The following is a 26,157-nucleotide window of genomic DNA, read 5'->3' on the forward strand; positions in this document are numbered from 1 at the left end:
ATATAATTTTTCCATCAGGGTTTCCAGGCCTTTAAAACTTCAATTGCAATTATATGCCGGCTTCGAATTCAAGAAAAAAAGACGGGCTGAGCCCGTCTTCTAATCTAATATTGCTGCTCCGGCAGCTAAATATTCTTTCGCTTCTGCTGTCATTCTTTTAAATAACTCCTGGACAGAAGGTATGTCCTCAATCAGGCTGCTTACCTGTCCGCCGTTGATGAATCCTTCATCGAGCCTGCCTTCAAGAGCACCTTTTTTGTGATAGTCCTCAGAAGTGACCCTGGCAAAATCTTCAGGTGCCATCCCATCGCTTTCGTATTTCAATAGTGTCTCTGCATATGGGGTCTTCATGATTCTGCGGACGCGGCCTGCAGATCTGCCGACAATGACAGTTCCTCTATCATCGGCTGCCAATAAGGTATTTTTATAGTTTTCGTGGAACGGCGCTTCTTTTGTGGCAATCAGCCTGGTACCCATCTGCACACCGGATGCACCAAGTGCCAGCATAGCTGCAAGGCCTCTCCCATCGCCGATTCCACCTGCTGCTACAACCGGAACATTAACGGCCTGCGTAATCTGCGGTATCAATGTGAGAGTGGTGGTTTCAAGACTGGAATTGATCCCGGCTGCTTCATACCCTTCGGCGACAATGATATCCGCCCCGGCTTTTTCAGCTTTCACCGCCTGTTTTGCAGAAGCAACAACGCAAATGACTTTGATTCCTCTTTCTTTGAAAATAGGAACCAGAGGGGCAGGATTGCCTGCGGAAAGGGAAACAGCCTCCAAGTCATACTTTAATACAAGGTCCACCATTTCCTTCAAGTGACCCGTTACTGAGATTGGAATATTCAGGGCAATCGGTTTTTCAGTCAGCCCTTTTGTTTTTAAGATAATCCCCTCAACCTCATCGCCATTCATAGTACCGGTTCCAATCGTTCCAAGTCCGCCGGCTTCCGAAACAGCAGAGGCCAGCTGTGCATTGCTTATATTGCCCATTCCTCCCTGGAGGATTGGATATCGTATGCCAAGGATGGAATTTAAGTTGCTCACCTTACTTTGCCCCCTTTATTCTAAAACCTTTCTCTTTCCTGGTAATTACATGGACAGCCCTAATAAGCATGGAAGATCCAGCTTCCATAATGATGACACGTTCAATCTATAAGACTGTTTAATCCAAAATCAATGGATGGTCAAACATATTATAGGATTGATCTTTATTCCCCATCTCGTTTCCTTCTTGATAGACTTCCTCAAAGAAATGGGATGCCGGCTTTGCAAGGACTTTATAGTACTCTCCAAAAAGGGAAGCGGCATGTCCGCCAAGCCACTTCTCCGGCAGCAGTTCTTCCGGAAGGCCGGGATCAACAAAGAGGAATTTCCGGTATTCATGCACCAGTTTAGTCCTTTCAACAAAGCATTCGGCCTCCGTCATTTCACCTTTTTCAATTTTATTTTTATCAATGATGAATTTCTGGCTGTACTCCGAAATGAAATCTGAATAACGTTCATTGATTTCCTGCAGGTCCCAGCTTTTGCTGATGATTCGCTGATCTTCATCGGGTCCGTCATATTTGGCGATGAAAAAATCGACATATTGCTTGATGTCATATTTATCTATCAGATCATAAACCTGTTTTTCCAGTTTGTTCGGTGAAATCCAGCAGCTGTTGGAAAGAGTGCCAAATCCGCTCCAGACCAGTTCCTTCCGGAGTTCATCCCTGACATTTCGGATTTCTTCCGGAATCGTATACATGAGGATTCTCCATTGGCCATCCCATGTTTCGGTCTGCAGCTTGAATATCCGATGGGCAGCCTCTTCCATCCGCTTCAGGCCTCTTCCGGTCAATGAATAATAACTTTTGTTTCCCTGCTTTTCTGACTGGACCCATCCCTGCTTATTCATTCTGGAGATGGCCGCCCTGACAGCCTGGTCGTTATGGCCGAATTCCCTCAAAAGCTTGATGAGGCTTCCTATCCATATTTTATTGCCATAATGGCGGATATAATCTCCATATAAAGTGAAAATCATCGATCTTGTATTCAACCTGTTCGCCTCTTTCTTACTCCTAACAAGACATTTTGTTAAAATAATTATTTTGTGACGTCAAATTTACGTTGACCATTATTCTATCATAGTACGATATCACTTTTAAAATTAAAAGCGTGACTTTTATCACTTTTATGAAAATTAATATTATACTGCCATACAGGATGATTATTATATTAAAAAAATTCCATAAAGACATACGCCTCTATGGAATTATGGATGAAAGTCATTCAATCCGTTCTACTATCGTAGCGATTCCCTGGCCTACACCAATACACATTGTTGCCAGGCCATGCCGCACTTCCCTGCGTTTCATTTCATAGAGAAGGGTTGTCAATATCCTTGCTCCGCTCGCTCCAAGGGGGTGACCGAATGCAATGGCTCCCCCATTGACATTGACGCATGCCGAATCAAGCCCAAGCTCTCTTATGCACGCAAGTGACTGAGAGGCAAACGCTTCGTTTAATTCTATCAAGCCGAAATCATCTTTATTCATGCCAGCCCTGTCCATTGCCTTCCTGGACGCGTATATAGGTCCCAGGCCCATTACGGATGGTTCAAGGCCTGCTGTGGCAGATACCACATACTTAGCCATCGGCTTCAGCCCTAGTTCCCCGGCTTTTTCCGCGCTCATCAAAAGCAGGGCCGAGGCACCATCATTAACGCCGGAAGCATTCCCGGCAGTTACGGTCCCGTTTTCAAATAACGGCCTCAACTTAGAAAGCTTTTCCATACTGGAGTCAGGACGGGGATGCTCATCCCGGTCGATCGTAATATCATTCCCCTTTCGATCCTTGTAAACGACGGGAACAATCTCTTCATTGAAGATTCCGGATACCATGGCTTCCTTCGCCTTCAGCTGGCTGTGAAGGGCAAACTCATCCTGCTCTTCCCTTGATATATTGAATTTCTGCGCAACATTTTCTGCCGTTTCCGGCATGCTGTCTGTTCCGTATCTCTGGGCAAGCTTGGGATTGATGAATCTCCAGCCGATGGTTGTGTCAAACATCTCCATATTGCCGCGCGGAAATTCCTTTTCTGGTTTCGCCATGACAAACGGAGCCCTGGTCATGCTCTCGGTTCCGCCTGCGATGAAGATACTCCCCTCTCCGGCAAGGATCGCCCGTGCTGCATAGTTGACTGCGTCCAGGCCTGATCCGCAGAGACGATTGATGGTGGTTGCGCTTATTTCCACCGGCATGCCGGCCAGTAATGCAGACATTCTCGCTACATTCCGGTTGTCTTCGCCTGCGCCATTGGCATTCCCAAGGACCACTTCTTCAACCTGTTCTGCCGGAAGCCCGGGATTTCTGTCCAACAGTGCTTTAATTACGACTGCCCCCAGATCATCGGGACGGACATTTTTCAATGCACCTTTATATTTTCCAATGGGCGTACGTACAGCATCGACAATTACGACTTCTTTCATTGCGGATCCTCCTTTATTGCTTCGTGTAGTCATAGACCCCGCGCCCTGATTTTCTCCCAAGCCTTCCTGCTTTCACATACTTCTCAAGCAATGGAGCAGGACGGTATTTTTCCCCAAGCTTTTCATGAAGATATTTAAGGTTATTGAGCCTGGCATCAAGACCTACAAGATCGCCTAATTCGAATGGGCCCATCGGATAATTCAAGCCTAACTTGATTGCCTTATCGATTTCCTCAGGTGTTCCCAGTCCCTCTTGAAGCATATAAAACGCTTCATTTCCGACAAGTGCTGATATCCGGCTTGTTACAAATCCCGGGAATTCATTGATGACAACAGTCTCTTTTCCCATCTGCTTAGCCGCTGCTTCCACATAATCTGCTGTTTCATCACTTGTTTCCAAGCCGCGGACAATCTCTACCAGCGGCATTTTATGTACAGGGTTAAAGAAGTGCATGGCAATTACTCTTTCGGGTCTATTTGTGAAAGAAGCAATTTCTGTTGGACTCATGGTGGATGTATTGGTAGCAAAATAACAAGATCCGCCGGCATACTCGTCCAGTTTTTCAAACACTGCTTTTTTGATCTCCGCCTTTTCAGGTACAGCTTCGATGACCAGGTCTGCCTCTTTAACAGCTTGGGCCATGTCCGTTGAATACGTTAATCTTCCTTGAGCAGAATCACTATCTTCCTTAGAAATTTTCCCGCGGTCGATCCCTTTTTGAAAAATAGAGACGAGCTCCCCTTGGGCACTGTCCAGCTGCCTTTGTTCAACATCAAAAAGCGTGGTCTGGAATCCGCCGACTGCGCTGACATACGCAATCCCTCTTCCCATCACGCCTGAACCGATTACGGCCAGTTTTTTCATCGTCCTGCCTCCTCCAAGTCGAGTTTCTTCATTAATATAAGCATCAAGGGACTGGTGCCTATCCGGAAGAACCGGATGGACCCTCAGTCCCGTACATGCTGATTATTTTATAAGCCGAATGGATTTAAAGGACGGCTTCCGAAGTATGAAATGATACTCTTTGTCTCTGTATATAGATCGAGCGTCTCGATACACAGCTCCCTGCCGAATCCGGATTGCTTGTAGCCCCCGAAAGGCGTGCCGGGGAATGCCGAGAATGGGCAGTTGACCATGACGATCCCAGCCTGGATTGCTTTTGAAACTCTTGTCGCTCTTGCGTAATCAGTAGTCCAAAGAGCAGAACCGAGTCCATAAACAGTATCGTTAGCGAGTTTGATCGCTTCTTTTTCATTGCTGAACTTCATCACGACAACGACCGGTCCGAAGATTTCTTCACGTACCGCTTTCATCTCATGATTTACATCTGTAATGATGGTCGGCTCATACCAGTGGCCGTTTTCGAAGCCTTCCACTGTTGCCGGTTTTCCGCCGGCAAGGATCGTCGCTCCTTCTTCCTTCGCAGACTGCACATATTCATCAATGGTTTTCACTTGGCTGTCATCGATGATGGCACCGATATGAGTTCCTTTGTCAGATGGATCTCCCAAGGATAGCTGTTTTGTTTTCGCCACGAACTTCTCCATGAACTCATCATATATGTCTTCATGTACATACAATCTTGAACGTGCTTCACAAGACTGCCCTGTATTATAGAAGATTCCGAACAGGGAACCATCGACTGCGGCATCCACATCTGCATCTTCAAAAACGATATTAGGCGATTTTCCGCCAAGCTCCAATGTCACGCGCTTCAAAGTCTGGGAAGCTCTTTCCATGATGTTTTTTCCGATTGGCGTTGAACCTGTGAAGGCCACTTTATCCACTTGGTCGTGCTCTACAAGGTAGTTTCCAATCGTAGAACCAGATCCAGGGATGACGTTGACCACTCCTTGAGGAACACCGGCTTCAACACAGATTTCTCCAAGAACTAAAGCTGTCAGCGGTGTAAGTGATGCCGGCTTCACGACAACCGAGCATCCAACAGCGATGGCAGGGGCGATTTTCCAAGCTGCCATCATCAATGGGTAATTCCAAGGGATGATCTGCGCGCAGACACCTACCGGTTCCTTTTCTGCAACGTTTTGGAACTGGCCTGGTACATTGTTTACTGAGCCTCGGTGGCCGACGATGGCACCGGCATAGAATTCAAAGTCTTCGATTGCCTGCATGACCTGGCCTTGTGCTGCTGATAACGATTTACCGCTGTCCATGATTTCCAAAGAAACCAATTCATTAAAACGGGATCTCATGATACCGGCGATTTTCATCATGATTCTTTGGCGCTTGTTCACCGGGAACTTCTTCCATTTTCCATTATCAAATGCATCCCTTGCCGCCTGGACAGCACGCTCAGCATCTTCAGTTGTCGCTTTTGCAACAGTGGCAATGGCTTCGCCAGTTGCCGGGTTATATGTAGTAAATGTTTCTCCTGATGAACTGTCTGTTCTTTCACCATTGATAATCATTCCATAATGTTCACGTTTTGTCTCAAGGACTTCGAAATTTTGTTCTTTTACAGTCGCCATTTTCTCATCTCCTCAATTTTATTTTCCCTGGAATACGGGCTTTCTTTTTTCCATGAATGCCGTTACACCTTCCCGGTGGTCGCTGCTCTGTCCGGCAATTCTTTGGCCGTATGCTTCTTTTTCCAGATACTCTTCCAAACTGGAATCATAACTTTCATTTAAATATCTTTTAATCAAGCCTATTGCTTTTGTCGGCATGCCGGCAAGTCTTTCAGCGTAAGCTTTTACTTCGTTTTCCCACTGGTCAAGACTAATGATTTTATTGGCCAGGCCCAGCTCCGCTGCTTTTTCGGCTGAAATTTTCTCCCCGAATACAGCAAGTTCCAACGCTTTGGCATGGCCGACCAGCCGTGTCAGATAATACAGGTTCCCTGAATCCGGTACGAGCCCTACATGAATGAAGGCTTCTACGAAACTGGCTTTCTCTGATAACAACCGGAAGTCACAGGCAAGCGCCAGGCTCATCCCCGCCCCGGCCGCAACCCCATTGACCGCGGCAATGACCGGTTTTTCACAGGCAGCCAATTCTTTGACCATCGGACCATAGTGATTCCGGAGGACTTCTCCATGATCCATGTCTTCACTTACTTCACTTAGATCCTGGCCCGAACAGAATGCCCTGCCTTCACCGGTAATGACAACCGCACGGACAGCTTCGTCGCGGGAAGCCTGCTTCATGGCCTTCGCAATCTCGGCGTTCATTTGGGCAATGAAGGCATTGAGTTTATCTGGTCTGTTCATTCTGATCCATGCCACTCCATTGCTGACTCCATAGAGGATCGTTTCAAACATATTGATGCCTCCTTTACTTCCCTTTATAGTCCGGTTTTCTTTTTTCAATGAAAGCATTCATTCCTTCTTTTTGATCTTCAGATGCAAAAAGAAGTGAGAAGTTCTTGCGTTCGTATTGCATTCCTTCATACAACGAATAGTCTACAGCCTTATGGACAGACTCCTTTATCAAACGGAGGGACAGCGGAGGCTGTTTGGCCAGTCTGGCAGCGAATTTCTTTGTTTCTTCCATTAACAGTTCCCTTGCTACCACACGGTTGATGATTCCCAGGCGCTGTGCTTCTTTGGCGGACATCCTGTCACCTGTCATCAGCCATTCCATTGCCCTTGTCTTGCCGATTAACTTGGTCAGCCTTTGAGTTCCGCCAGCTCCAGGCATTACGGCCAGATTGACTTCAGGAAAACCAAATTCGGCGTCATCTGAGGCAAACAGCATGTCACAGCATAAGGCCATTTCAAAACCTCCGCCCAAGGCAAAACCTTGAACGGCTCCAATGATAGGTTTTTTCACGACGGCAATCCGGTCCCAATCGGTGAACTGGTTCAGAAGTTCGAAATCAATGGCACTGTCATTGGCCATTTCATCGATATCTGCGCCTGCAGCAAACGCTCTTCCTTTTCCAGACAGAAGGATGACCTTAACTTCAGAGTCACGATCAAACTGTTCAAATGCGGAAAGAATCTCTGACACCATCTGCCTGTTGATTGCGTTAAGAACTTTCGGGCGGTTGAGTTCAACAAAACCAATCCCATTCTCCATACCGGCATTGATATACTCGAAGGTTCTATTCATTCACTTCTTCACCGATCATCAATGTAACGAGATCGCCGGCAAAAGACATTAGATCCTTTCCGGAAGCTTTACCTTCATCTGTTTTCAAAGCTGTCTTCAATGCGTCATGGCTGTCGTAAAACATTTCACACATAAGGTAGTACTTGCCTTCTCCGCCCATTGGCGAGCCGACGATTTTAGTCACTTTCATTTCTCTTAATCCTGGAATTTTAGCTGTGATCGGTGCATGAGTATTGAAGTAATGCTCGTCGAATTGTTCCTGGTTTTCAGGATGTTTATAAAGCGCGATCAATTTTACCATTGTATTCTCTCCCTTTTACATAATAGTAGATATTGGTTTCATTGCTTCGAATGGGTTCTTGCATTGTTTGCAGTACAGGATGCTTCTGCAGGCGGTGGGTCCGAAGATGTTTTCCATGGTGGTATATGGTGAATCGCAATATGGGCAATTGACCTTCCATCCGCCGTCATCTTCCAGTCTTTCCGGGGGCGGAGCGATACCGAATTCCTTCAGCTTCTCCCTGCCCGCTTCTGAGACCCTGTCTGATGTCCATGGCGGACTGAACAGGAAATCGACATCGGTTTCATGGATATGGGAATCCGCAAGAAGAACTTTCTCCACATTGCCCTTTATGATTTCCAGTGCCGGGCAGCCCATGAACGTCGGCAGCAATCTTACTGTTGCCTTCCCTTCCTGAAAGCCTGCCTTTTCCACCATTCCCAATTCAACGATACTGACAGAATCAATTTCCGGGTCTTTCACCTGCTGAAGTATGTTTACTATGAGTTCATTTTTTTCTGTCAATGGAATCATTCCTTTTACCAGGCTGCTGCCGGATCAGAGTTGTAGACTTCGCTCAATGTGCCGATGGCCTGATCAAGGTCAGGTGTATGCACCTTGTTCCTGCCGTTCCCTCTCTTCATTTCCAATTCAGGAACAGGAAGATTGCAAGATTCAAAGATTGGTTTCACAGCATTTTTCCAGCGGACCATGAGCATATCCCCGCCTTCGATCAGACCTGCTTTCGCGATTTCTTCTCCCTTATCTCCCAGTGACAGGACACCTGCAAAATCCGCTGCCGTCTTATCCACTGCATCCATCATGCGTTTTCTCGCTTCGCCCCCTGCATTCATCAACTGCGAGAACCATGTCTTCCAATGCAGCAGGTGGTAGTATAATTCCATGTTCACCTTCACTGCCGCATCAGCCAATGGCTGATAGGAAGAATTTTTCAATGAATCGATTTTGACCTTTTTCGCCTGGGCATAGAAATAATTTCTGACTACCGCGAAGGCCCAATCGTAATTCGGTTCCACAAGATAGGTTCCTGAACCATTGACTTCTTCCAAAATGATAGCGTTGCGGCGTTCTTCTGATCCCCTGGCATGGGCAAGGCTGTTCATTTCCCCTTCGCCGAGATCTTCAAGCAGCCTGTAGAACATTGCCGCATGCCCCATCGTATCCTGGTTGATGGATGAAAAAGCGACATCCTCTTCAATATGAGGAGCAAGCCCGAGCCATTCCGATCCTCTGTAGGCAGTGATGAAATCATCATCTGCCAATTGATATAGAAGCTCAACCAGCGCGTTTTTGTATGCCTGGTCTTTCACTTCCGCTGCACTGCCCACTGTCATGATTTCTTCGCCTTCCCTTCCCAGGATAAGATCTCTTTCTCATCCAGCATTTCCTGTTCATAGTGACGCCATTTTTTCTTTAAATACCCATAGCCCTTGGCATTCCGGTAATCCTTGTTGTCCAGGCGCTGAAGAGACTCCTTTTCTTCCTGGTCCATCTTCCTGATATCCGATCTCTTCACGACCCAGATATCTGTTGCAGGTTCCCTTCTCAGGAAATTTTCCTGTGCCATAACGAGTGCAATTTCCTGATTGGGCGCCAGCAGGCTGAACTGATGCTGCATCGGGGCATTATCTGTTCTTCTGCTGAATACTTCATACTCCTGGTAAAAATTCCTGCTTTTATCCGACATGTACACCGTCCCCCTTTATCCTGCCGCTGTATCTCCGCTCAGTGCTTCACGGACCCATGCGTTGTTTTCATAAGAAATCTTTCGAAGGCTTAATCTCTCTTTTGATTTTGGACCGTTATTCTTCACGATATCCTTGAATCGGCTCCAGTCAGGCTGCTGATACACCCACTCTTCTTTTTCCTTGTCGAAGTACATCGTTTCATCCGGGAGCTTCAACCCGAGTGAAAGGATTCTAGGAACATATTTCGAGAAGAAGTCCTGTCTCAGTTCTTCATTTGTTTTGGTGCGGATTCCATACTTAATCGTAATATCCTGTTTTGAAGAACCTGTCGTAGAGGCACTTCCCGGACCGAAGAACATCAGGAGCGATTCCCACCAGCGGTCGACTGCATCCTGGACCATTTCCTTCTGCTCAGTGGTCCCTTCTGCCAGTGCCATGATGATCGCTTCACCATGCTGGGCATGGAAGACTTCCTCAGCGCAGATCCGTTTCAATGCTCTTGCATAAGGGCCATAAGATGCCCCAAGCATGTTGGTTTGCGTAATGATGGCGGCTCCATCAACCAGCCAGCCGATTAGACCGGCGTCTCCCCACGTCGGGGCTTCCATATGAAAAACGTTATGAAACTTCAAATCTCCGGAAAAAAGATCCTGCATGATTTCTTCCCGTGTTTTTCCATAAGGCTTCATTAAATCTTCAGCAACACGAAGGAGCAGCTGCCCATGGCCCATTTCATCCTGTACCTTCGCCATGATGCCGAGTTTCCTTCCAAGCGTCGGGGCTTTCGGCACCCATTCTTTCTCAGGAAGCGCTCCCATTATTTCGCTGATTCCGTGCATGGAGATCAATTTAATCAAAGTCTTCCTATATTCATCAGGCATCCAGTCATCGGCTTCGATTTTTTCCCCTGCTTCAATCCGTTTCATAAAGTGTGCCATCTTTTCTTCTTCGGTCAGTGCCGTAAAAGATGCTGTATCACTCATGTAAAACCCTCCTTGAATAACGTATTTCTAACGTTGTGCATTTATGTTGTGATACTATTTGAAATCAAAAAATTTTATACTTCAATCCCGCTATTCCGCTTATCCAGTATCCTTACTGCTTTCCCTTCAGAACGGGGAATCGACTTTGGCTGATTGATTTTCACTTCCATCGATACGAGACAGCTGCTTTTCATGATATGCTGAATCTTTTGGGTGAGGAGGTAAATCATTTCATGTTCCATATTCTGTTGGAGTCCGGTGAACACCTCATCCTTTATTTCCACATGCAGCTCGACGCAATCCAGCGTTCCCTTCCGGGTCAAATGCAGCTGATAATGAGGCGAAAGTTCTTCTACGGTCAAAAGGTAATGCTCCACCTCTGAAGGATAGACATTGACCCCGCGGATGATCAGCATATCATCCACCCGTCCTTTCACACGGGACATTTTGACCGTTGTCCTGCCGCAGGAGCACTCATTATATGACAAGGACGCGATATCTCCAGTTCTATAGCGGATAATCGGAAAAGCTTCCTTTGTCAGCGATGTAAATACAAGTTCTCCTTCTTCACCAGGAGGCAGCACCTCCAGTGTAACAGGGTCGATGATCTCAGGAAGGAAGTGATCCTCCGCAATATGCAGGCCAGATTGGTCTTCGTGGCATTCCATGGCGACACCCGGACCGATTACTTCACTAAGTCCGTATATATCGCATGCTTTAAGGTTCCACTTTTCTTCAATCTTCTGCCTCATCTTCTCAGACCAGGGTTCAGCCCCGAAAATACCATACTTCACAGAAGTCTGGGCGGGATCCTTCCCCTGCTCTTCCATCTTCTCAGCGATATTAAGAATATAAGAAGGCGTTCCGCAAATGACCGCCGGCTGAAAGTCTTCGATGAGTGTTATCTGCCTTTCTGCATTTCCGCCTGACACTGGCACCGTCACCAAGCCGAGGCGCTCGCTTCCATAATGCAGTCCGAGACCGCCGGTGAATAACCCATAACCATAGGCATTATGCAGGAATTCACCCGGTTTTCCGCCGCCGATCGCAATGGCCCTGGCGACGATATCACTCCACATATCGATGTCATTTTGGGTATAGCCGACAACAGTAGGCTTTCCGCTCGTCCCCGAAGAAGCATGAACCCTCACAAGCTGATTTTGGGGGACCGCAAAGAGGCCGAACGGATAATGCTGCCGCAAATCAGCTTTCCTTGTGAAAGGAAGAAGCTTCAAATCCTCCAACGATTGAATATCCTCCGGCTTGATACCCCTGTGATCAAACTGTTCCTTGTAAAACGGGACATTAGAGTACACATTGCTTACAGTCTGCTGCAGCCGTGAAAGCTGGATCTTTTCAACGTTACTTCTGGAAGCGGTTTCAATTTCATGTAAAATCACTCACTGTTTCCCCCTTTATTTGACCATGACCCTTCCCCTGTTAGTCATCTTCCATTTTATATAACGCTTTTTATTCGTGATATGTTTATTTTGTTATATACCTACAATCAAAAGATAACGTGAAACCCTTGAAAAGTCAATATATTTTCTGAAAATTTATATTTTTACAGCAACTTTTGTTGTTTCATGGCGGAAAGTGAGAGAGGAGTACACAACTGCGCCCGCTTTCCCTCCCATCCAACATAAAAAAACGGACGATTCTCATCGCCCGGCAATCCTTACTTTCTTTTAAACCAAATGCGGTAAAAATCAATCCATCCCTGGGAATTGATCATGGCCTGCTGAATATCCTCATCGCTTTCCAGCTCAGACATATTTTTATACAGCGGCAGCACATGACAGTCTTCCAGTAACGTTTCTTCTATATTATATAGCTTCTTCATCCGTTCTTCTGGATTGGATAAACTTTTCAGGTGATTGACCTCATTCAAAATAATCTCTCTTTGCTCCTCGGGGAGATGGTGCCAGATCGGGCTGGTTTCAGCCAGGATCAATTGCAGAAAACTGAAATCTTCCTGCTCGGTGATTGTGGCACTGTCGTGGATGATATCGGCTTTTTCGATGTTCTCCTTTTTTAGCAGCTCCTCTGCTGGAAGGAAGTTATTTTTAATGTTGATTCCAAATCGGCTGCATCGCTGTTTCAGCCATTCGGAATCCTCCACATGATCCCTGTCCTGGAAGGTATACAGAAACAGCTCCTCCCCATTAAATATACTCTGTTCAAGAATCTTCTGGATTTCCTTTGAACCCTCATTTGAATAGGCCTTTAAAAAACCGGCAGCTGCTTCCTGGCGAAATTCCCCCAGTTCCTCTACAAGAACAGCTGGATCAATAATAGCTTTTAAAGCAAGGCGAAATAAAGGATCACCCATCGGTCCCGCTTTCCTGCCGTTGAAAGACAGGAACTGCACATTTCTCTCCACCCTTTTTACTCTTTTCCTGCTTTTGTCTCCCTCGTCTTTTTCACGATAGTAACCGAATTCCACTTCTGTTCTGCCTGGTGTCCTGTCCCCGGTCTCCTCAGGCACATTCCAGAACTCGACCGCGTCCAGAAACGGCCGTTCCTTGAAATAGTATTCGTTCGCTTCAAGCACCAGCATCGAACCATTATTTTTCACGAGGCGGAATGGCCCTGTTCCAATGAGTGATTCTTGAAAAACGGCACTGTCGGATGTCTTGCTTACAATTGATAAATGCTCATCACTCAAAATATGAAGAAGCAGAAAGTTGGGATGATTCAGCTTCAGCTTAAGGGCATATTCATCTAAGATAACCGTCTCTTCTACATTTGCCAGCATCCACTGGTAAGGATTATCCTCATACGACTGAAAACGATGGAAACTGTACTGGATGTCTTCGGAGGTCAAACGGTTTCCATCATGAAATTTCACGCCTTTCCTTATATAAAAAGTCCACTCATCTCCCGCTTGATTATGCTCCCAGTGAAAGGCGAGACGCGGCTCTACCACTTCTTTTTCTTCATTATATAAAACCAATGTGTCACAAACATGCTTTAGAATATGGCATTCCGACCTAAGGCTGGCAAGCATGGGGTCGAGCGGAGAAAATGGCTGTTTTCCATATTTCAGCCTCAATACATCCCGGGGCTTGTCATTTTTTGATTCCGCACTGTATCCAAATAGTGTATCCAGCCATAGCTCAAACCTTTCTTCCAGACCACCGAATTTCCCGCTGTATTCACTGATCATCTCCTGGGCTCCCGCCAGCTTCCCTTTTTTAACAAGAGTCTTGCTTTCATCAAACAAAAGATCTGCAGGTTCCTTCAAAAATGAAAGAGTTGATTTATTTCCTCTTCCCCTGCCTGGAGACCACTTTATCCATCCTTCCTGCTCCCACTTTTGAATGGTCAGCTTGCTGTTCCTTGGCGTACAAAACAATACCTCGGAAACAGCGGAAAGGGAAAGTTCATTTTCCTTTTCCAAATCTGTATTTAAAAATGAAAATAATCGCGCATAATGTTCTAACGTTTTCATAGAAGATTCCTTCCTTAAAAGATGAAGTGTTTTATTTAGTATTTCTACCCTTTTTCATCTTTTTCCTTCCTACTAAAATAAATCTACAAGAAAGGACTGATGAATGATGGTGCGAAAGCTTTTGAATCGCTATCCGGGTTTGGTTTGGATCCGGATCTTTGGAGAAATGCTGACAAGTGTGACGGGGGCCATGCTGGCTCCTTTTCTGATCATCTATCTTTACGACAAACTTGACGGAAATGTTCTCCTGCCGATGGTGATCGTCGGTTTGCAGCCATTATCAGAGATTATCATCACTTTTTTAGGAGGCGGACTGACTGACCGGATGGGAAGGAAAAAAATCATTGTTGCCGGACTGCTCTTGCAGGCAGGCGCAATGGCGGGCTTTATCTTTGCAAAATCGGTCTGGCTGTTCTCCTTGCTCTACATCCTGAATGGAGCCGGCCGGTCTATATACATCCCCGCACAGCGGGCACAAATCGCCGATTCAGTTGAGGCCGGGATCCGCCCTGAGGTTTTTGCTCTGATCAACACGGTCGGTGCAGCTGGAATGGCGCTCGGACCGGTGATTGGCTACTTCGTCTATACCCGGGACCCCGGGATCATCTTTGGACTGCAGGCCGCCGCATTGATGATTTACCTGGCTGTTGTTTTTTTCAAACTGCCCGAAACAATACCTGATATTGATGGAGAAGAACAAAATAATGAGATTCACAGACTAAAACTGAAATCCTTTCTATCTCAACATTCGTATGTTTTCAGCTTGATGGTTTTCAGCCTGCCGATCAGCTTTTTCTACGCACAGACAGAAACCAATTACCGCATTTATCTAGAAGATTTGTTTCCTGATTTTTTGGCGGTCCTTACAACGCTTGCCTCCATCAAAGCGGTTATGTGCATACTGCTTGAGATTCCACTGGTAAGGTGGAGCAGAAGATTCTCATTAAACAAAATCCTGATTCTCTCCTACAGCCTTTATTTTATCTCAGCGTTGTCATACGGCTTATCGACTTCGCTGCTGCTGCTCATCCTTACACAGTTGATGGTGACGATTGCCGAAAGCCTGGGATTGAACCGGCTCCTCAATCATATTTCAGAGATAGCCCCTTCCACTAAACGCGGACTCTACTTTGCGATATACGGAACCCATTGGGACATTTCCCGGATGGCGGGGCCTTTCCTTGGAGGATTGATACTGATAGAATGGGGCGGTGCAGCATTGTTTTCACTATCTGCATTCTTCCTTCTGGCTGGAGGAGCGGCACAATTATCCCTGCAGAAGATGTCCGGAATTTCCAGCTTTCCTGTTTTAAGGAAGTTCATGTTAAAATCAAAGTAAACTGACTTTGGGAGACGTTTATCATGGAATGGATAAAAGCAACTGATGTAGAATTGGAAGAGATTTATGAACTGGCAGGGGATAATAGAAGAGAAGCTGCAAATATTGATGCCCCAGACAACCGACAGAAAATGATAGAGACCTATGAGCATTCATTAAAGCATAATGCCTATTTCCTTTGTTTAAAAGAAAGGGATGTGCTCCTTGGCTGGATCATGATAGACAAGGCATTTGACTACCTCACCGGTGATGAAGTCGGCTGGATCAATGACCTGTATGTGAAGCAGGAATTTCGCGGAAAAGGCTACTCCATACTGCTTATCGAAGAGGCATTTAAGAGATTCAAAGACAATGGCTACAATGATGTAAGGCTGAATGTCTATACCCACAATGAAAAAGCCGTGAAGCTGTACGAACAAATGGGCTTCCGGGATGTCAGCAAATTCATGAAAGTTACATTATAAAAAGCTTGAGACCGCGGTCTCAAGCTTTATTTATGCCGACTGGCTGTCCTGCTGTTTTTTCTCTCGTTTAAAAAAGGCCGTACCTTTATGCATCAGGAGTTTGAATTTCTTCCATTTCGACTCCCGTTCCAATCCCAGCTGCTTGTTTAACACAAAGTAAATCACTTCCTCCACCACTGCGAGGAGCACCAAAACACCCGCTGCAATCCAAATCCACATTGCCATCTTCAACAGACCCCTTTCTATACCAACCGTCCTCTTTTCATCTGTATTCTTCTTAGTACCACAAAATGACAAATGGCTAAACGTGTATTTTTGATTCGAGCGGCGACTGCGATTCTGGGATTTATCGGCGTTTTTTGGAATTTATCAGCGATTCTAGAAATTTATCAGCGATTCTTAGGATTTTATCGGCGTTTCCCCCTAATTCATTCTTTTAGATTCTCCAATAAATAAAGACGGGATTTATTATTTCCTTGAAACCTTGTACAAGTCGCCCCTAATAATCGTTTTACAGTTGAACTGGAGTCGATCCTCAAAAATCGACGCGCTTCTGCATTCGTAATTTTTGGACATATCAAAAGCGAATAGTCGATCAAAGCTTTTATATGAGCGTGTTTAGCAATTGAATCGCATTTTGGACACACCCATCTTCCCTTCTTTCTTTTCATAGGAAGGTAATCGCAACCTGGACAATGAACACCAGTTAAGATTTCTGTTGGAGAAATATCATAATTATTTAGAATGTCAGGAATTTGAGGAGTGTGGCTTTGTAAGAGGAGGTTGGAAAGAAAATGGAGTCCGGAAGTGCTAATAATTTTTTCAGTATATTGCTTTTCCAGCTTGCTGATTTTAAAAGGGAAGTATTCTTTATGGATCACTTTTTCCTGGACAGTTTTATTTCCGTGGGTAGTCTGGAGAATCGCTTTATTGGATGTACTTATTACGAGTGTTTCTATTGGGAGGTTGGCGTGCATAGTATTCAGCCGCAACCACTTATTCAACTGGAATTTCTGTCTTTCAACTTGAACAATAGGATCGTTATAGGGCTCTACTACGTTTTCTTCAGTTATTCTTTTAAATTGATTAAAGTCAGGATCAAAGCTTAGTGTTCCTGCCATTCTTTTAATTTCTGAAACAATAATAACTTTCCGGGAAATTAGGAGGGTATCAATCTGGCAGTAATTTTTTCCATCAAATAACCTTAAACCGTGTAGAATATGATATTCGCTTTCCGATAAAAAGCTTATAAAGTAATCCAAACTTTGTTCTCCTTTATATCCTGCCGAACGATTTATAAGATGCTGGCTTACTACCCCCTTTTTCTCATGGTTTATTGACAGACGCCTATTTAATGCTTCCAATTTAGTTAAAAAAATTGGTTTATCCCGTTCTTTAATAATCATTGCATCACCTCTTTAATTAGTTCTTTTTATGATTCTCCTTCAAAAAGCTAATCCCTTTAAATTCTCATAGAATTTTTTTATCAGCGATTTTTGGAATTTATCGGCGATTCTAACGAACTTATCAGCGTTTTTTGGGATATATCAGCGATTCTTCAGATTTATCAGCGTTTTTCCAGGTTTATCGACCAACCGACACGCTTCGACACAGAACCCCACTCCACGACGCACCCAACCGCCCCTACCCAGCAAAAAAACCCCAGGCAGAAGCCTGGGGGCAGCAAATGATCATTTATCCAGTTTGAGTTTGGCGAGTGCGTCAGCAAGGGCGGTGTTGACAGGGGCGTCATCCTGCTTCTTCATATACTTATTGACGTCCCGTTTGGATACCTTGCTGTTCTTTTCTTTCTTTTTTCTTTCATTGAAGGTAGAAAGTTTTTCCCGGTGGCCGCAGACACATGTAAACATCTGGCCCTCACCTTCCCCGCGCAGATCCAGACGTTTGTGGCAGTTCGGGCAGCGGGCGTTGGTTTTCTTGCTGACGTTTTTGCGGTAGCCGCATTCCCTGTCCTTGCAAACAAGCTTTTTGCCATGCTTGTTTTTGACTTCCAGCATTAAGTTGCCGCAATCCGGGCATTTCGTTCCTGTTATATTGTCATGCGCAAACTTTTTGGTGCTGTTTTTGATTTCATGGACGGATTTTTTTGTGTAATCCTTGATTTCACTGATAAAAGCACTTTTGTTCAGTTTGCCTTTTGATATGGCTTCAAGCTTCTGCTCCCATTCGGCAGTCAGGGCAGGCGATTTCAATTCATCGGGGGCCAGATCCAAAAGCTGTTTCCCCTTCGAGGTGATCATGATGGATTTCCCTTTGTTTTCAATCACGCCAGAGTTGAATAATTTCTCGATGATATCCGCACGGGTGGCGACTGTTCCCAAGCCCCCGGCAGAACTGATGGTTTTGATGAGGTCCTGATTTTCGCCAGCCATGTATTTCTTTGGATTTTCCATTGCAGATAGAAGCGTCCCTTCATTGAACCTGCTTGGCGGCTGGGTCTGACCAGTTGTTCTTTCAATAGAAGAAACAGACAAAACGTCGCCTTTTTCAATCTTGGGCAGGGTCTGGTCCGCCAGTCCTTCTCCATTATCTTCACTGACGCCTTGGCGGTCGAAAATTTCCTTCCATCCCTGCTCGATGATGCGTTTACCCTTGGCTGCAAATTTCTCACCGGCTATTTCCGCTTCGATGGTTGTCTGTTCATATTGAAACGGAGGCAGGAACATGGCCAGGAACCTTTTCACCACAAGATCATATATCTTTCGTTCTTTGTCACTCAGAGAATTCAAGAATGCTGTCTGTTCCGTTGGAATGATGGCATGGTGGTCGGACACCTTGCTGTCATCGACAAATGCTTTTCCTAATTTCCCGGTACTCTTCATCGCTTTAGCCGCAAGCAGGTTATAGGGTTTGATCGAAACCGCCTGGATACGGTCTTTCAGAGTATCAACAATATCACTCGAGAGATGTCGTGAATCTGTCCTTGGATATGTCAGGACTTTATGCTGTTCATACAGCTTCTGCATGATCGATAATGTTTCTTTTGCAGAATAACCGAAAATCTTATGTGCATCACGCTGGAGCTCAGTCAGATCATACAGCTGTGGAGAAAAGCTTTTCTTCAGGCTTTTATCGACTGAAGTCACGCTCGCTTTCTTCCCGCCTTTCAGCTTCCCCTCTAATTTCTCCAGAAATTCTTTTGAAAAAGTACGGTATTCATTGGTCTTGCTGTCCTTCCAGGTGAGGATCAGGTCCCTGCTTTTTGCTTTTAACCCATAGAAAGGTTTGGGCTTGAAGTGTTTGATTTCTTCCTCACGCTTGGCGATGATCCCAAGTGTCGGCGTCTGCACCCTTCCGCAGGACAGCTGGGCATTATGCTTCACTGTCAGGGCACGCGTAGCATTCATCCCTACATACCAGTCTGCTTCAGAACGTGCCTGTGCAGCAGCATACAGGTTTTCATATTCTTTCCCGCTCTTTAGTTTACGGAATCCTTCCTTTATGGCCTTATCGGTTACAGAAGAAATCCACAACCGCTTAATCGGCTTGTTCACCCTTGCTTTTTCAATGATCCAGCGGGCTACAAGCTCCCCTTCACGGCCGGCATCGGTCGCAATGACGATCTCTTTCACGTCCTGGCGGCTCATTTGGCTCTTGACCGAATTGAACTGTCTGCCTGTTTTTTTGATGACCACGAGTTTAAGGTTTTCGGGCATCATAGGCAGGTCTTCAATTCTCCAGGTCTGATATTTGCTGTCATACGCATCAGGCTCAGCAAGTGTGACAAGGTGGCCCAATGCCCATGTAACGATATATTTGTCTCCTTCGATAAAACCATTCCCTTTTTTATGGCAATTCAGAACGGCAGCTATGTCCCTGCCGACTGAAGGTTTCTCAGCTAATACTAACGTTTTACTCAATCCAAACAATCCTTTCCTTTGCGAACGAGCGCATAGTATCTTCATTATACAGGATTCCCTCTCACAATTTAAGGAGGGACTTCCGGCCTGAAAAATAGGCTATCCTTGACAATTAACCAGAATAGAATATAATTAACCTTTGTATTCCGACTTGTTTTATATGAATTATGAGAATAGGTGATTAATATGTTTATAAATATAGAGGGTCTCAACAAACACTTTAATGATAAGGACGGCCAGCCTGTGACAGTTCTAAAGGACATCGGCCTCTCCATTGAAAAAGGGGAATTTGTTTCGATTCTCGGGCCGTCAGGATGTGGAAAATCCACCCTTTTGAATATTGTGGCTGGCCTGGACTCCGCTTCATCCGGCGTTGTCGAAGCAGCAGGGAAAACAATTAAAAAGCCAGGCAAAGACAGAGGAATGGTCTTTCAGCAGGCAGCATTATTTCCTTGGTTGAATGTCCTGGATAATGTCACTTTTCCCCTTAAAAAAGAGATGTCTAAAAAGGATGCTGCAGAGCAGGCAAAAAAATACTTGCAAATGGTCCAGTTGAGCAATTACCTTCACCATTATCCACATGAACTCTCCGGAGGGATGCAGCAGCGTGTGGCAATTGCCAGGGCTCTGGCGATGAATCCTGAAATTCTTTTGATGGATGAACCATTCGGTGCGCTTGACGAACAGACCCGCTCCCGTCTGCACATACAGCTGGAACAAATATGGATGGATACGAAAAAAACGGTGATGTTCGTGACACACAGCATCTCTGAATCCATTAAGCTTTCAGACCGGATCATCGTCATGGGTACGCGTCCCGGTACCATCATTGCGGACATTAAGGTGGATATCCCCCGTCCGCGTGAAGAACATAAAGAAGAGATGATCGCCATCGAAGAAGAAATCATGGTCCATCTCAAAAAAGAAATCGATAAAGTAGTCAGCGAGGAATTAGCATATGAAGCCAATAGTTAAAAAGATACTATTTTTTGCCGTAGTACTCTTGCTTTGGGAAGGTGGAGCCCGACTGGGATTATGGCCGAAAATCATTCTCCCTGCCCCTACGGATGTCTATCAGTCATTAAAAATCGGTTTTTCCGATTTGACCCTGGTCTATGACCTGATTGCCAGCTTCAGACGGCTGTTCATAGGTCTTGGGATCGCCCTGTTGATAGGAACCTCTTTTGGTGTCCTGCTGGCAAAATCCAAAACAGCAGATGAAACACTCGGTTCCCTGCTTCTCGCATTCCAAAGCGTGCCAAGTATCGTTTGGCTTCCTTTGGCCATTATGTGGTTTGGTATGAATGAAACAGCTGTCATTTTTGTTGTCGTGCTTGGCGGAACCTTCGTCATGGCCCTCAACATCCGCACAGGGATCAAAAACGTTTCACCGTTGTTTACAAGGGCAGCACAGACCATGGGTTCAAAAGGGATCGACTTATTCATCAGGGTCACCCTCCCTGCTTCCGTACCTTACGCAGTCACAGGTGCGAGACTTGCCTGGGCATTTGCCTGGAGAGCATTGATGGCCGGTGAACTGTTAAGTACAGGCCCGGGTCTTGGGTACACCCTCCGTTATGCTTCAGACTTCGGTGATATGTCACTGGTCATCGGCGTCATGATCATCATTGGTGTCATCGGCGCAATCGTAGACCAGCTGATTTTCTCGCGTATAGAGAGATCTGTCCTGAAACGCTGGGGATTGCAATAAAAAGCGGATGCGCCTTGAACAGCCCCGACAGGCATAAGCCGGGCCGGCGGGAAGGGTGCTCTTTACCCTTCATGGCGGATCGGCTTATGACCCCGAGGGGATAGGCGCTGGAGCTGGATTGATTAAAAAGCGGAAAGGGCCCGTTCAGCGCGTACGGACTGGAAGGCTTACGCATGAGATATAAGAAACACGGCGAATGCAGCAAGCGGATGTTGGTTTACCGCCAGGAGAAAAACCGAATATCACTTTGCACTTGCAGGTGAATTCCGAACACACTCATTTTCAACACTAACTTAGGAGGTACAACTATGAAAAAGGCATTCTTATTTTTTACCATTCTGTTAACGTTCACAGGGCTGCTTGCTGGATGCGGTACATCAAATTCAGCTGGAGGATCCGGTGAGTCAGGCGAAGGCGGGACCGTGACAATCGGTTACTTCCCTAATATCAACCACGTCCCTGCAATGGTTGCCAAAGACCAGGGCTATTACGAAGGACAGCTTGGCGATGGAACAACTGTTGAGTATAAAACCTTCCCTGATGGAGCATCTTTCATGACAGCTCTTAAAACAGGTGAAATCGATGCCGGGCTTGTTGGTCCGGGGCCTGCCATGAACAACTACTCTACTGGAGCTGATGTAAAAATCATCGCCGGAGGCTCCACTGGCGGAACGGTCGTCCTTGCACGAGCGGACAGCGGCATTGATTCCGCAGAAGATTTTCCCGGCAAGACATTCATCACCCCCCGTGTAGGATGCACTCATGACGTCCAGGTTGAAACATTCCTTAAAGATATGGGAATAACGTCTGAAAGAATCGGCGGGACAATGAAACACATCACAGGCAACCCTGCCCAATACCAAGCAATGTTCGAAACTGGCAAGGTTGATATCGCGGTTGCACCTGAACCTTGGGCAGCTGTCCTTGAGCAGGAAACCGGCGCGAAGGTAATCATCAATGCAGATGAAATCTCTTTTGGTGAAACACTTCCGGCTTCTGTATTAGTCGCATCAGGTGAAATGATCAAGAAGAACCCTGAACGCATCCAGAATATCGTCGATGCCCATAAAAAGGCGGCAGAATTCATCAAGGAAAATCCTGAAGAAGCAAAGGAAATCACAATCAAGGATGTAAAAGAAGTCACCAACCAGGAATTAAGCAAAGAAGTTGTGGATAACGCATGGGAAAGAATCGGCTTCACTTATGAAGTAGATTCCGAAGCAATCCAGGCTTTCGCAGATTCTTCATATGAATTGAAGTTCCTTAAAGAAAAACCTGACTTCAGTGACCTGATTGATAAACAATTCATTCAATAATGAAGAGAGGCTGATCCAGAATCCGGATCAGCCCTTTTTAACGGAGGGACAAATATGAAATGGCTTAAGATAGGACTTCTCTTGCTGGCTGGCCTTTTGTTCACCGGCTGTACCAGCCGGGAGGATATTGAAGAATCGTTTCCGATGAGTATGGAGGTTGAGGGCTTTTCAGCCGTCAATCAGGATGGCGAAAAGGTGGATCTCGAAGATCTCAAGGGCAGCATCTGGATTACTGATTTCATCTTCACGAACTGTGACACGGTCTGTCTTCCAATGACGGCAAACATGGCACATCTGCAAAACAAGCTCAAAGAGGAAAATCTTGAAAGCGGCGTAAAACTGGTATCATTCAGTATCGATCCGGAAAATGATACCCCTGATGCTTTAAAAGAATACAGTCAGCGTTACCAGGCGGATTTAAAGCAATGGACATTCCTTACCGGTTATTCACAGGAAGACATCGAATTATTCGCCAACCGGTCATTTAATTCCCCTGCTGCGAAGGTGGATGGTTCAAACCAATTCGTCCATGGAACATCCTTTTATTTAGTCAGCGATAATGGAACGGTTTTAAAACAATATGAAGGTGTCAGCGATCCTCCTTTTGAGGAAATCATTGCCGACATCAAGAAATTGAACTAATTCCCCCCGGCTTCTGATAAAATACTAATGTAGATTTTGTTCAGGAGTGTTTAATAAAGGCTCTTTTTGTAAACTTTGCTGTTATTTATCATAAATGCAAAGTATGGTAATTCACCGAAAAAGCCCCCTGCAATCCGGATTTTCTGACTTTTGAATACAGGGGGGAAATCGGGCTCTTGGGATCTTCCCGAGAGCAGCAAAAAATGCGAAAACAGCCTTAACTATAGAGGAGCAGTGAATAAGTTGCAATACGCTTTTAAAAACAAACTGGCTGACCGGCTTCCTAAGTGGAGCGGCGGCATTACATTATTATTACTTATAGCAGGCGGTGCTAAATATCTCGGAACCCTTTTCCCTCTCGTAGGAAGCATACTGTTTGCCATTGTGATCGGCATCATCATCAATAATACAATGGGAGTTCATGAGGTTTTTCAACCCGGACTCTCACTGACATTGAAAAAGCTTTTGAAGGCAGCAGTGGTCATGCTTGGTGTCAGCCTCAGCTTTACTGACATCCTTCATATCGGACGCCAGTCGCTGTTAATCATCCTTGTTTCTGTGATTTTGGGAATTGCCATAACAGTTTGGTTGGGCAAGCTGCTCAATATGGACCGCAAACTGGCACTGCTCATTGGGGTTGGAACAAGCATTTGCGGGGCAACCGCCATTTCAGCTGTCAAAGGGGTCATTGACTCTGATGATAACGAAACAGCCTATGCCATTTCAATCATCGTCTTTTTTAACTTGATTGCATTCTTCGCTTATCCTGTAATTGGTCATCTCCTTGACCTAAGTGCAACAGCGTTTGGGATCTGGGCAGGTACAGCCGTACATGATACTTCCTCTTCCATCGCTGTCGGATATGTGTATGGAAATGATGCCGGACAGGTCGCCACTACTGTAAAATTGGCAAGAACTTTATTTTTGCTTCCACTGATCCTGGTGCTGCCCCTTCTGTTAAAAACAAATGCGCAGAGCGGATCAAATGCTGCAAAGAAGGCATTCCCCTGGTTCGTCCTTATGTTTCTGGCAGTCAGCATCATTAACTCGTTCGGAATCATTCCTTCTCAGTTTGAAGAGTTCCTTACAGACATCGCCAAGTTCATCATCATCATGGTGATGGGAGCGGTCGGCCTTCAGGTCAACTTGAAGCAATTCGCCAAATTGGGGTTCAAGCCGCTGATTGCCGGACTTGTGGCATCCTTAACCGTTTCTGTGATCAGTCTGCTGATGATCATATATTTATAGAAATAGCAAAAGCTCAGTCTCTGCTGAGCTTTTTTCGGTTGTATCAACTTCCGGTCCTGAATGTCCTTGAAATAAAGTAAGATGCGCATCCCGCGGCAAGGAATAATATGACTCCGGGAACAGTGAAACTCCGTCCGAATGTGGTCCCGCTCGACAAAGGCATGTCCATCTCCCCGACTGCGCCTATGTCAGGGGTATACAAGGCGGTGAGGACAAGCCCCGAAATAAGCTGTAAAGCTGAAAAGATCACGAGGAAACTCACAAAGAAGATTAAAGCTTTTTTCATCATTCCTTCTCCTTTTCTCCTTTCTATCTTCACCATGTATATTTATATACGGGGTTAGTCCAGGAAAAGTTTCGTAGATATTAATTCGCATAGATAAAAAAGGAAAAAGAGTACATTCCAACTGTACTCTTTCACGGTCATTGATATTTGGCAATCAGGCCGCAAGCCAGACGCTTGCCTGCATCCCCCGAGGGCTGTGACCGGTAATCATCAGGACTTTGATGAATGATGACCGCTTTCCCCACAACATCCTGCGGACTGAACTTATTTGTAAAAAAAGTCATCCTGGCATATCCGTTGTTCGAAAACAGGACCGGGAAATCACCCGCATGGTTTCCATGAGGCTGGTTTGTTGGATTCCAATGACCACCCGCTGCTTTGAATGGCTCAGTTTCATCCCCGACTTCACAGTTCCCTTTTTCATGAAGGTGAAACCCATGTGGTCCGATTGGAGCTTGATTCCCTTCCGCGGGCTTGAACTGAGGGAGCCCGTTCACTTCCACGTAAACCTCTGTTCCGTTTGGAACCTCCCTGAAGATGACAAGCCCCTTAAGGCCGGGAGCCAATGGCCCCCCTTCCAGTTGGGCAAAGGAAATGGAAGGAACACACCGGTATGGCGGGTACCCATAATAACAGCCATGCTGAACACCATAATAATTAGTCATAATATCACTCCTCACTCATGCTTCTTCTGCCAACTATGATATGTCGTTACGCCCAAATTCGTGAATGTCTTACTTCTTTATGAAGTTTAGCCTATAATAGAGTAAACAGTTGAAGGAGAGACTTCCATGTCATCATCTGAGAAAAAGAAGATCAGCCTTGCGCAGGCTATGAAAGATAAACTCGCTCAGCAGAAACAGCAACAACCAAACGGCAAGCAGAATCGGCTTGTGAAATCGACACAGCCGCTCAAGAATCAGCTTACCAAGAAACCGAACAACCAGAAGAAAAGGACGGGGATTTAAATGGACGGCAGGCAGCGAAGCAGCATTACATCAGGAATTGAAGTCGACATAGTCTTAAAAAAAGACCAGAGGACAGGCAAAACGACAAGGGGCACTGTTAAGGACATCCTGACAAATTCGGCTGCACACCCTCACGGGATCAAAGTCCGCCTTACGGATGGACAAGTCGGAAGAGTAAAGAACATTTATCAATAGTCCTGCACAAAAGGTGCCCGGTACGAAACGCTGTTTTCGTACCGGGCACCTTTTGTTACGATATAAGCACATTGGGAGGTTTATGTGGTCTTCCGCAAAGGAATAAATAGAAGTGAACCTAAACAAAAGG

The 26,157-nt window shown here is 45.6% G+C and carries 28 protein-coding genes; 9 read left to right on the forward strand and 19 right to left on the reverse strand.

Annotation, left to right across the window (positions count from 1 at the left end):
* Positions 1-99: 99 nt before the first annotated feature.
* The 14 genes from D3H55_RS11460 to D3H55_RS11525 all read right to left on the reverse strand — a co-directional run bounded on the left by D3H55_RS11460 (position 100) and on the right by D3H55_RS11525 (position 13,977).
* Positions 100-1,050, reverse strand: a complete 951-nt coding sequence (locus tag D3H55_RS11460) for an NAD(P)H-dependent flavin oxidoreductase (RefSeq protein ID WP_119547055.1) — start codon at positions 1,048-1,050, stop codon at positions 100-102.
* Between the two features lie 118 nt (positions 1,051-1,168).
* Positions 1,169-2,044 carry a phenylacetic acid degradation operon negative regulatory protein PaaX gene (gene paaX, locus D3H55_RS11465; protein ID WP_119547056.1) on the reverse strand — a complete coding sequence of 292 codons (876 nt, stop codon included), beginning with the start codon at positions 2,042-2,044 and terminating at the stop codon, positions 1,169-1,171.
* 229 nt (positions 2,045-2,273) lie between these two features.
* The gene (locus tag D3H55_RS11470) at positions 2,274-3,476 is read right to left on the reverse strand and encodes a 3-oxoadipyl-CoA thiolase (RefSeq protein WP_119547057.1); all 1,203 of its coding nucleotides are present in this window, start codon (positions 3,474-3,476) and stop codon (positions 2,274-2,276) included.
* Positions 3,477-3,489: 13 nt separating this feature from the next.
* Positions 3,490-4,341, reverse strand: a complete 852-nt coding sequence (locus D3H55_RS11475) for a 3-hydroxyacyl-CoA dehydrogenase (RefSeq protein ID WP_119547058.1) — start codon at positions 4,339-4,341, stop codon at positions 3,490-3,492.
* A 107-nt stretch (positions 4,342-4,448) separates the two neighbouring features.
* A complete protein-coding gene (locus D3H55_RS11480; protein WP_119547059.1) occupies positions 4,449-5,966 on the reverse strand; it encodes an aldehyde dehydrogenase family protein in 1,518 nt (505 codons plus the stop codon).
* 18 nt (positions 5,967-5,984) lie between these two features.
* Positions 5,985-6,758, reverse strand: a complete 774-nt coding sequence (locus D3H55_RS11485; protein ID WP_119547060.1) for an enoyl-CoA hydratase-related protein — start codon at positions 6,756-6,758, stop codon at positions 5,985-5,987.
* A gap of 13 nt (positions 6,759-6,771) precedes the next feature.
* Positions 6,772-7,551, reverse strand: coding sequence for an enoyl-CoA hydratase/isomerase family protein (locus tag D3H55_RS11490; RefSeq protein WP_119547061.1), 780 nt, complete (start codon positions 7,549-7,551; stop codon positions 6,772-6,774).
* Positions 7,544-7,852, reverse strand: a complete 309-nt coding sequence (locus tag D3H55_RS11495; RefSeq protein WP_119547062.1) for an EthD family reductase — start codon at positions 7,850-7,852, stop codon at positions 7,544-7,546. Before D3H55_RS11495 ends, D3H55_RS11490 begins: the two co-directional genes overlap by 8 nt.
* Positions 7,853-7,867: 15 nt before the next feature.
* Positions 7,868-8,365 carry a 1,2-phenylacetyl-CoA epoxidase subunit PaaD gene (gene paaD / locus D3H55_RS11500; RefSeq protein WP_119547063.1) on the reverse strand — a complete coding sequence of 166 codons (498 nt, stop codon included), beginning with the start codon at positions 8,363-8,365 and terminating at the stop codon, positions 7,868-7,870.
* 5 nt (positions 8,366-8,370) lie between these two features.
* Complete coding sequence (gene paaC, locus D3H55_RS11505; RefSeq protein ID WP_119547064.1) at positions 8,371-9,186, reverse strand: 1,2-phenylacetyl-CoA epoxidase subunit PaaC; 816 nt, start codon at positions 9,184-9,186, stop codon at positions 8,371-8,373.
* Positions 9,183-9,539 carry a 1,2-phenylacetyl-CoA epoxidase subunit PaaB gene (gene paaB / locus D3H55_RS11510; RefSeq protein ID WP_119547065.1) on the reverse strand — a complete coding sequence of 119 codons (357 nt, stop codon included), beginning with the start codon at positions 9,537-9,539 and terminating at the stop codon, positions 9,183-9,185. The genes paaC and paaB overlap by 4 nt, the downstream gene beginning before the upstream one ends.
* Positions 9,540-9,554: 15 nt before the next feature.
* Positions 9,555-10,523, reverse strand: coding sequence for a 1,2-phenylacetyl-CoA epoxidase subunit PaaA (paaA, locus tag D3H55_RS11515; RefSeq protein WP_119547066.1), 969 nt, complete (start codon positions 10,521-10,523; stop codon positions 9,555-9,557).
* A gap of 74 nt (positions 10,524-10,597) precedes the next feature.
* Complete coding sequence (gene paaK, locus D3H55_RS11520; protein WP_119547067.1) at positions 10,598-11,923, reverse strand: phenylacetate--CoA ligase PaaK; 1,326 nt, start codon at positions 11,921-11,923, stop codon at positions 10,598-10,600.
* Positions 11,924-12,201: 278 nt separating this feature from the next.
* Entirely contained in the window at positions 12,202-13,977 is a 1,776-nt protein-coding gene (locus tag D3H55_RS11525) for an SgrR family transcriptional regulator (RefSeq protein ID WP_119547068.1), read from the reverse strand.
* A 109-nt stretch (positions 13,978-14,086) separates the two neighbouring features.
* Here D3H55_RS11525 and D3H55_RS11530 point away from each other — a divergent pair, with 109 nt between their 5' ends.
* Positions 14,087-15,316, forward strand: a complete 1,230-nt coding sequence (locus tag D3H55_RS11530; protein ID WP_420808747.1) for an MDR family MFS transporter — start codon at positions 14,087-14,089, stop codon at positions 15,314-15,316.
* A gap of 23 nt (positions 15,317-15,339) precedes the next feature.
* A complete protein-coding gene (locus D3H55_RS11535; protein WP_119547070.1) occupies positions 15,340-15,780 on the forward strand; it encodes a GNAT family N-acetyltransferase in 441 nt (146 codons plus the stop codon).
* A gap of 30 nt (positions 15,781-15,810) precedes the next feature.
* On the opposite strand, the gene D3H55_RS11540 is transcribed toward D3H55_RS11535, so the two are convergent.
* The 3 genes from D3H55_RS11540 to D3H55_RS11550 form a co-directional block, all read right to left on the reverse strand.
* Positions 15,811-16,005, reverse strand: a complete 195-nt coding sequence (locus tag D3H55_RS11540; protein WP_119547071.1) for a hypothetical protein — start codon at positions 16,003-16,005, stop codon at positions 15,811-15,813.
* 203 nt (positions 16,006-16,208) lie between these two features.
* Positions 16,209-17,186: a nuclease-related domain-containing protein gene (locus D3H55_RS11545; protein ID WP_119547072.1), complete on the reverse strand. Its 978-nt coding sequence runs from the start codon at positions 17,184-17,186 to the stop codon at positions 16,209-16,211.
* Between the two features lie 285 nt (positions 17,187-17,471).
* Positions 17,472-19,661: a DNA topoisomerase III gene (locus tag D3H55_RS11550; RefSeq protein ID WP_119547073.1), complete on the reverse strand. Its 2,190-nt coding sequence runs from the start codon at positions 19,659-19,661 to the stop codon at positions 17,472-17,474.
* A gap of 186 nt (positions 19,662-19,847) precedes the next feature.
* Here D3H55_RS11550 and D3H55_RS11555 point away from each other — a divergent pair, with 186 nt between their 5' ends.
* The 5 genes from D3H55_RS11555 (at position 19,848) to D3H55_RS11575 (ending at position 24,578) form a co-directional block, all read left to right on the forward strand.
* Positions 19,848-20,636 carry an ABC transporter ATP-binding protein gene (locus D3H55_RS11555; RefSeq protein ID WP_119547074.1) on the forward strand — a complete coding sequence of 263 codons (789 nt, stop codon included), beginning with the start codon at positions 19,848-19,850 and terminating at the stop codon, positions 20,634-20,636.
* Positions 20,620-21,372: an ABC transporter permease gene (locus D3H55_RS11560; RefSeq protein ID WP_119547075.1), complete on the forward strand. Its 753-nt coding sequence runs from the start codon at positions 20,620-20,622 to the stop codon at positions 21,370-21,372. Before D3H55_RS11555 ends, D3H55_RS11560 begins: the two co-directional genes overlap by 17 nt.
* 308 nt (positions 21,373-21,680) lie before the next feature.
* Positions 21,681-22,688 carry an aliphatic sulfonate ABC transporter substrate-binding protein gene (locus D3H55_RS11565; RefSeq protein WP_119547076.1) on the forward strand — a complete coding sequence of 336 codons (1,008 nt, stop codon included), beginning with the start codon at positions 21,681-21,683 and terminating at the stop codon, positions 22,686-22,688.
* A gap of 54 nt (positions 22,689-22,742) precedes the next feature.
* Positions 22,743-23,330, forward strand: coding sequence for an SCO family protein (locus tag D3H55_RS11570; protein ID WP_119547077.1), 588 nt, complete (start codon positions 22,743-22,745; stop codon positions 23,328-23,330).
* Between the two features lie 234 nt (positions 23,331-23,564).
* Positions 23,565-24,578, forward strand: coding sequence for a YeiH family protein (locus D3H55_RS11575; RefSeq protein ID WP_119547078.1), 1,014 nt, complete (start codon positions 23,565-23,567; stop codon positions 24,576-24,578).
* Positions 24,579-24,621: 43 nt separating this feature from the next.
* Here D3H55_RS11575 and D3H55_RS11580 read toward each other — a convergent pair whose 3' ends face one another.
* Both D3H55_RS11580 and D3H55_RS11585 read right to left on the reverse strand, forming a co-directional pair.
* On the reverse strand, positions 24,622-24,864 hold the full coding sequence (locus D3H55_RS11580) for a hypothetical protein (protein ID WP_119547079.1): 243 nt from the start codon (positions 24,862-24,864) through the stop codon (positions 24,622-24,624).
* 137 nt (positions 24,865-25,001) lie between these two features.
* Entirely contained in the window at positions 25,002-25,529 is a 528-nt protein-coding gene (locus D3H55_RS11585; RefSeq protein WP_119547080.1) for a superoxide dismutase family protein, read from the reverse strand.
* A 126-nt stretch (positions 25,530-25,655) separates the two neighbouring features.
* Between D3H55_RS11585 and D3H55_RS24250 the strand changes: the two genes are divergently transcribed.
* Together D3H55_RS24250 and D3H55_RS11590 are read left to right on the forward strand one after the other, a co-directional pair.
* Positions 25,656-25,832, forward strand: coding sequence for a hypothetical protein (locus D3H55_RS24250; protein ID WP_168413051.1), 177 nt, complete (start codon positions 25,656-25,658; stop codon positions 25,830-25,832).
* A complete protein-coding gene (locus tag D3H55_RS11590; RefSeq protein WP_119547081.1) occupies positions 25,833-26,027 on the forward strand; it encodes a YwbE family protein in 195 nt (64 codons plus the stop codon).
* Positions 26,028-26,157 lie beyond the last annotated feature (130 nt).

The sequence above is a fragment of the Bacillus salacetis genome, from assembly GCF_003581585.1.
Lineage (GTDB): Bacteria > Bacillota > Bacilli > Bacillales > Bacillaceae_B > Rossellomorea > Rossellomorea salacetis.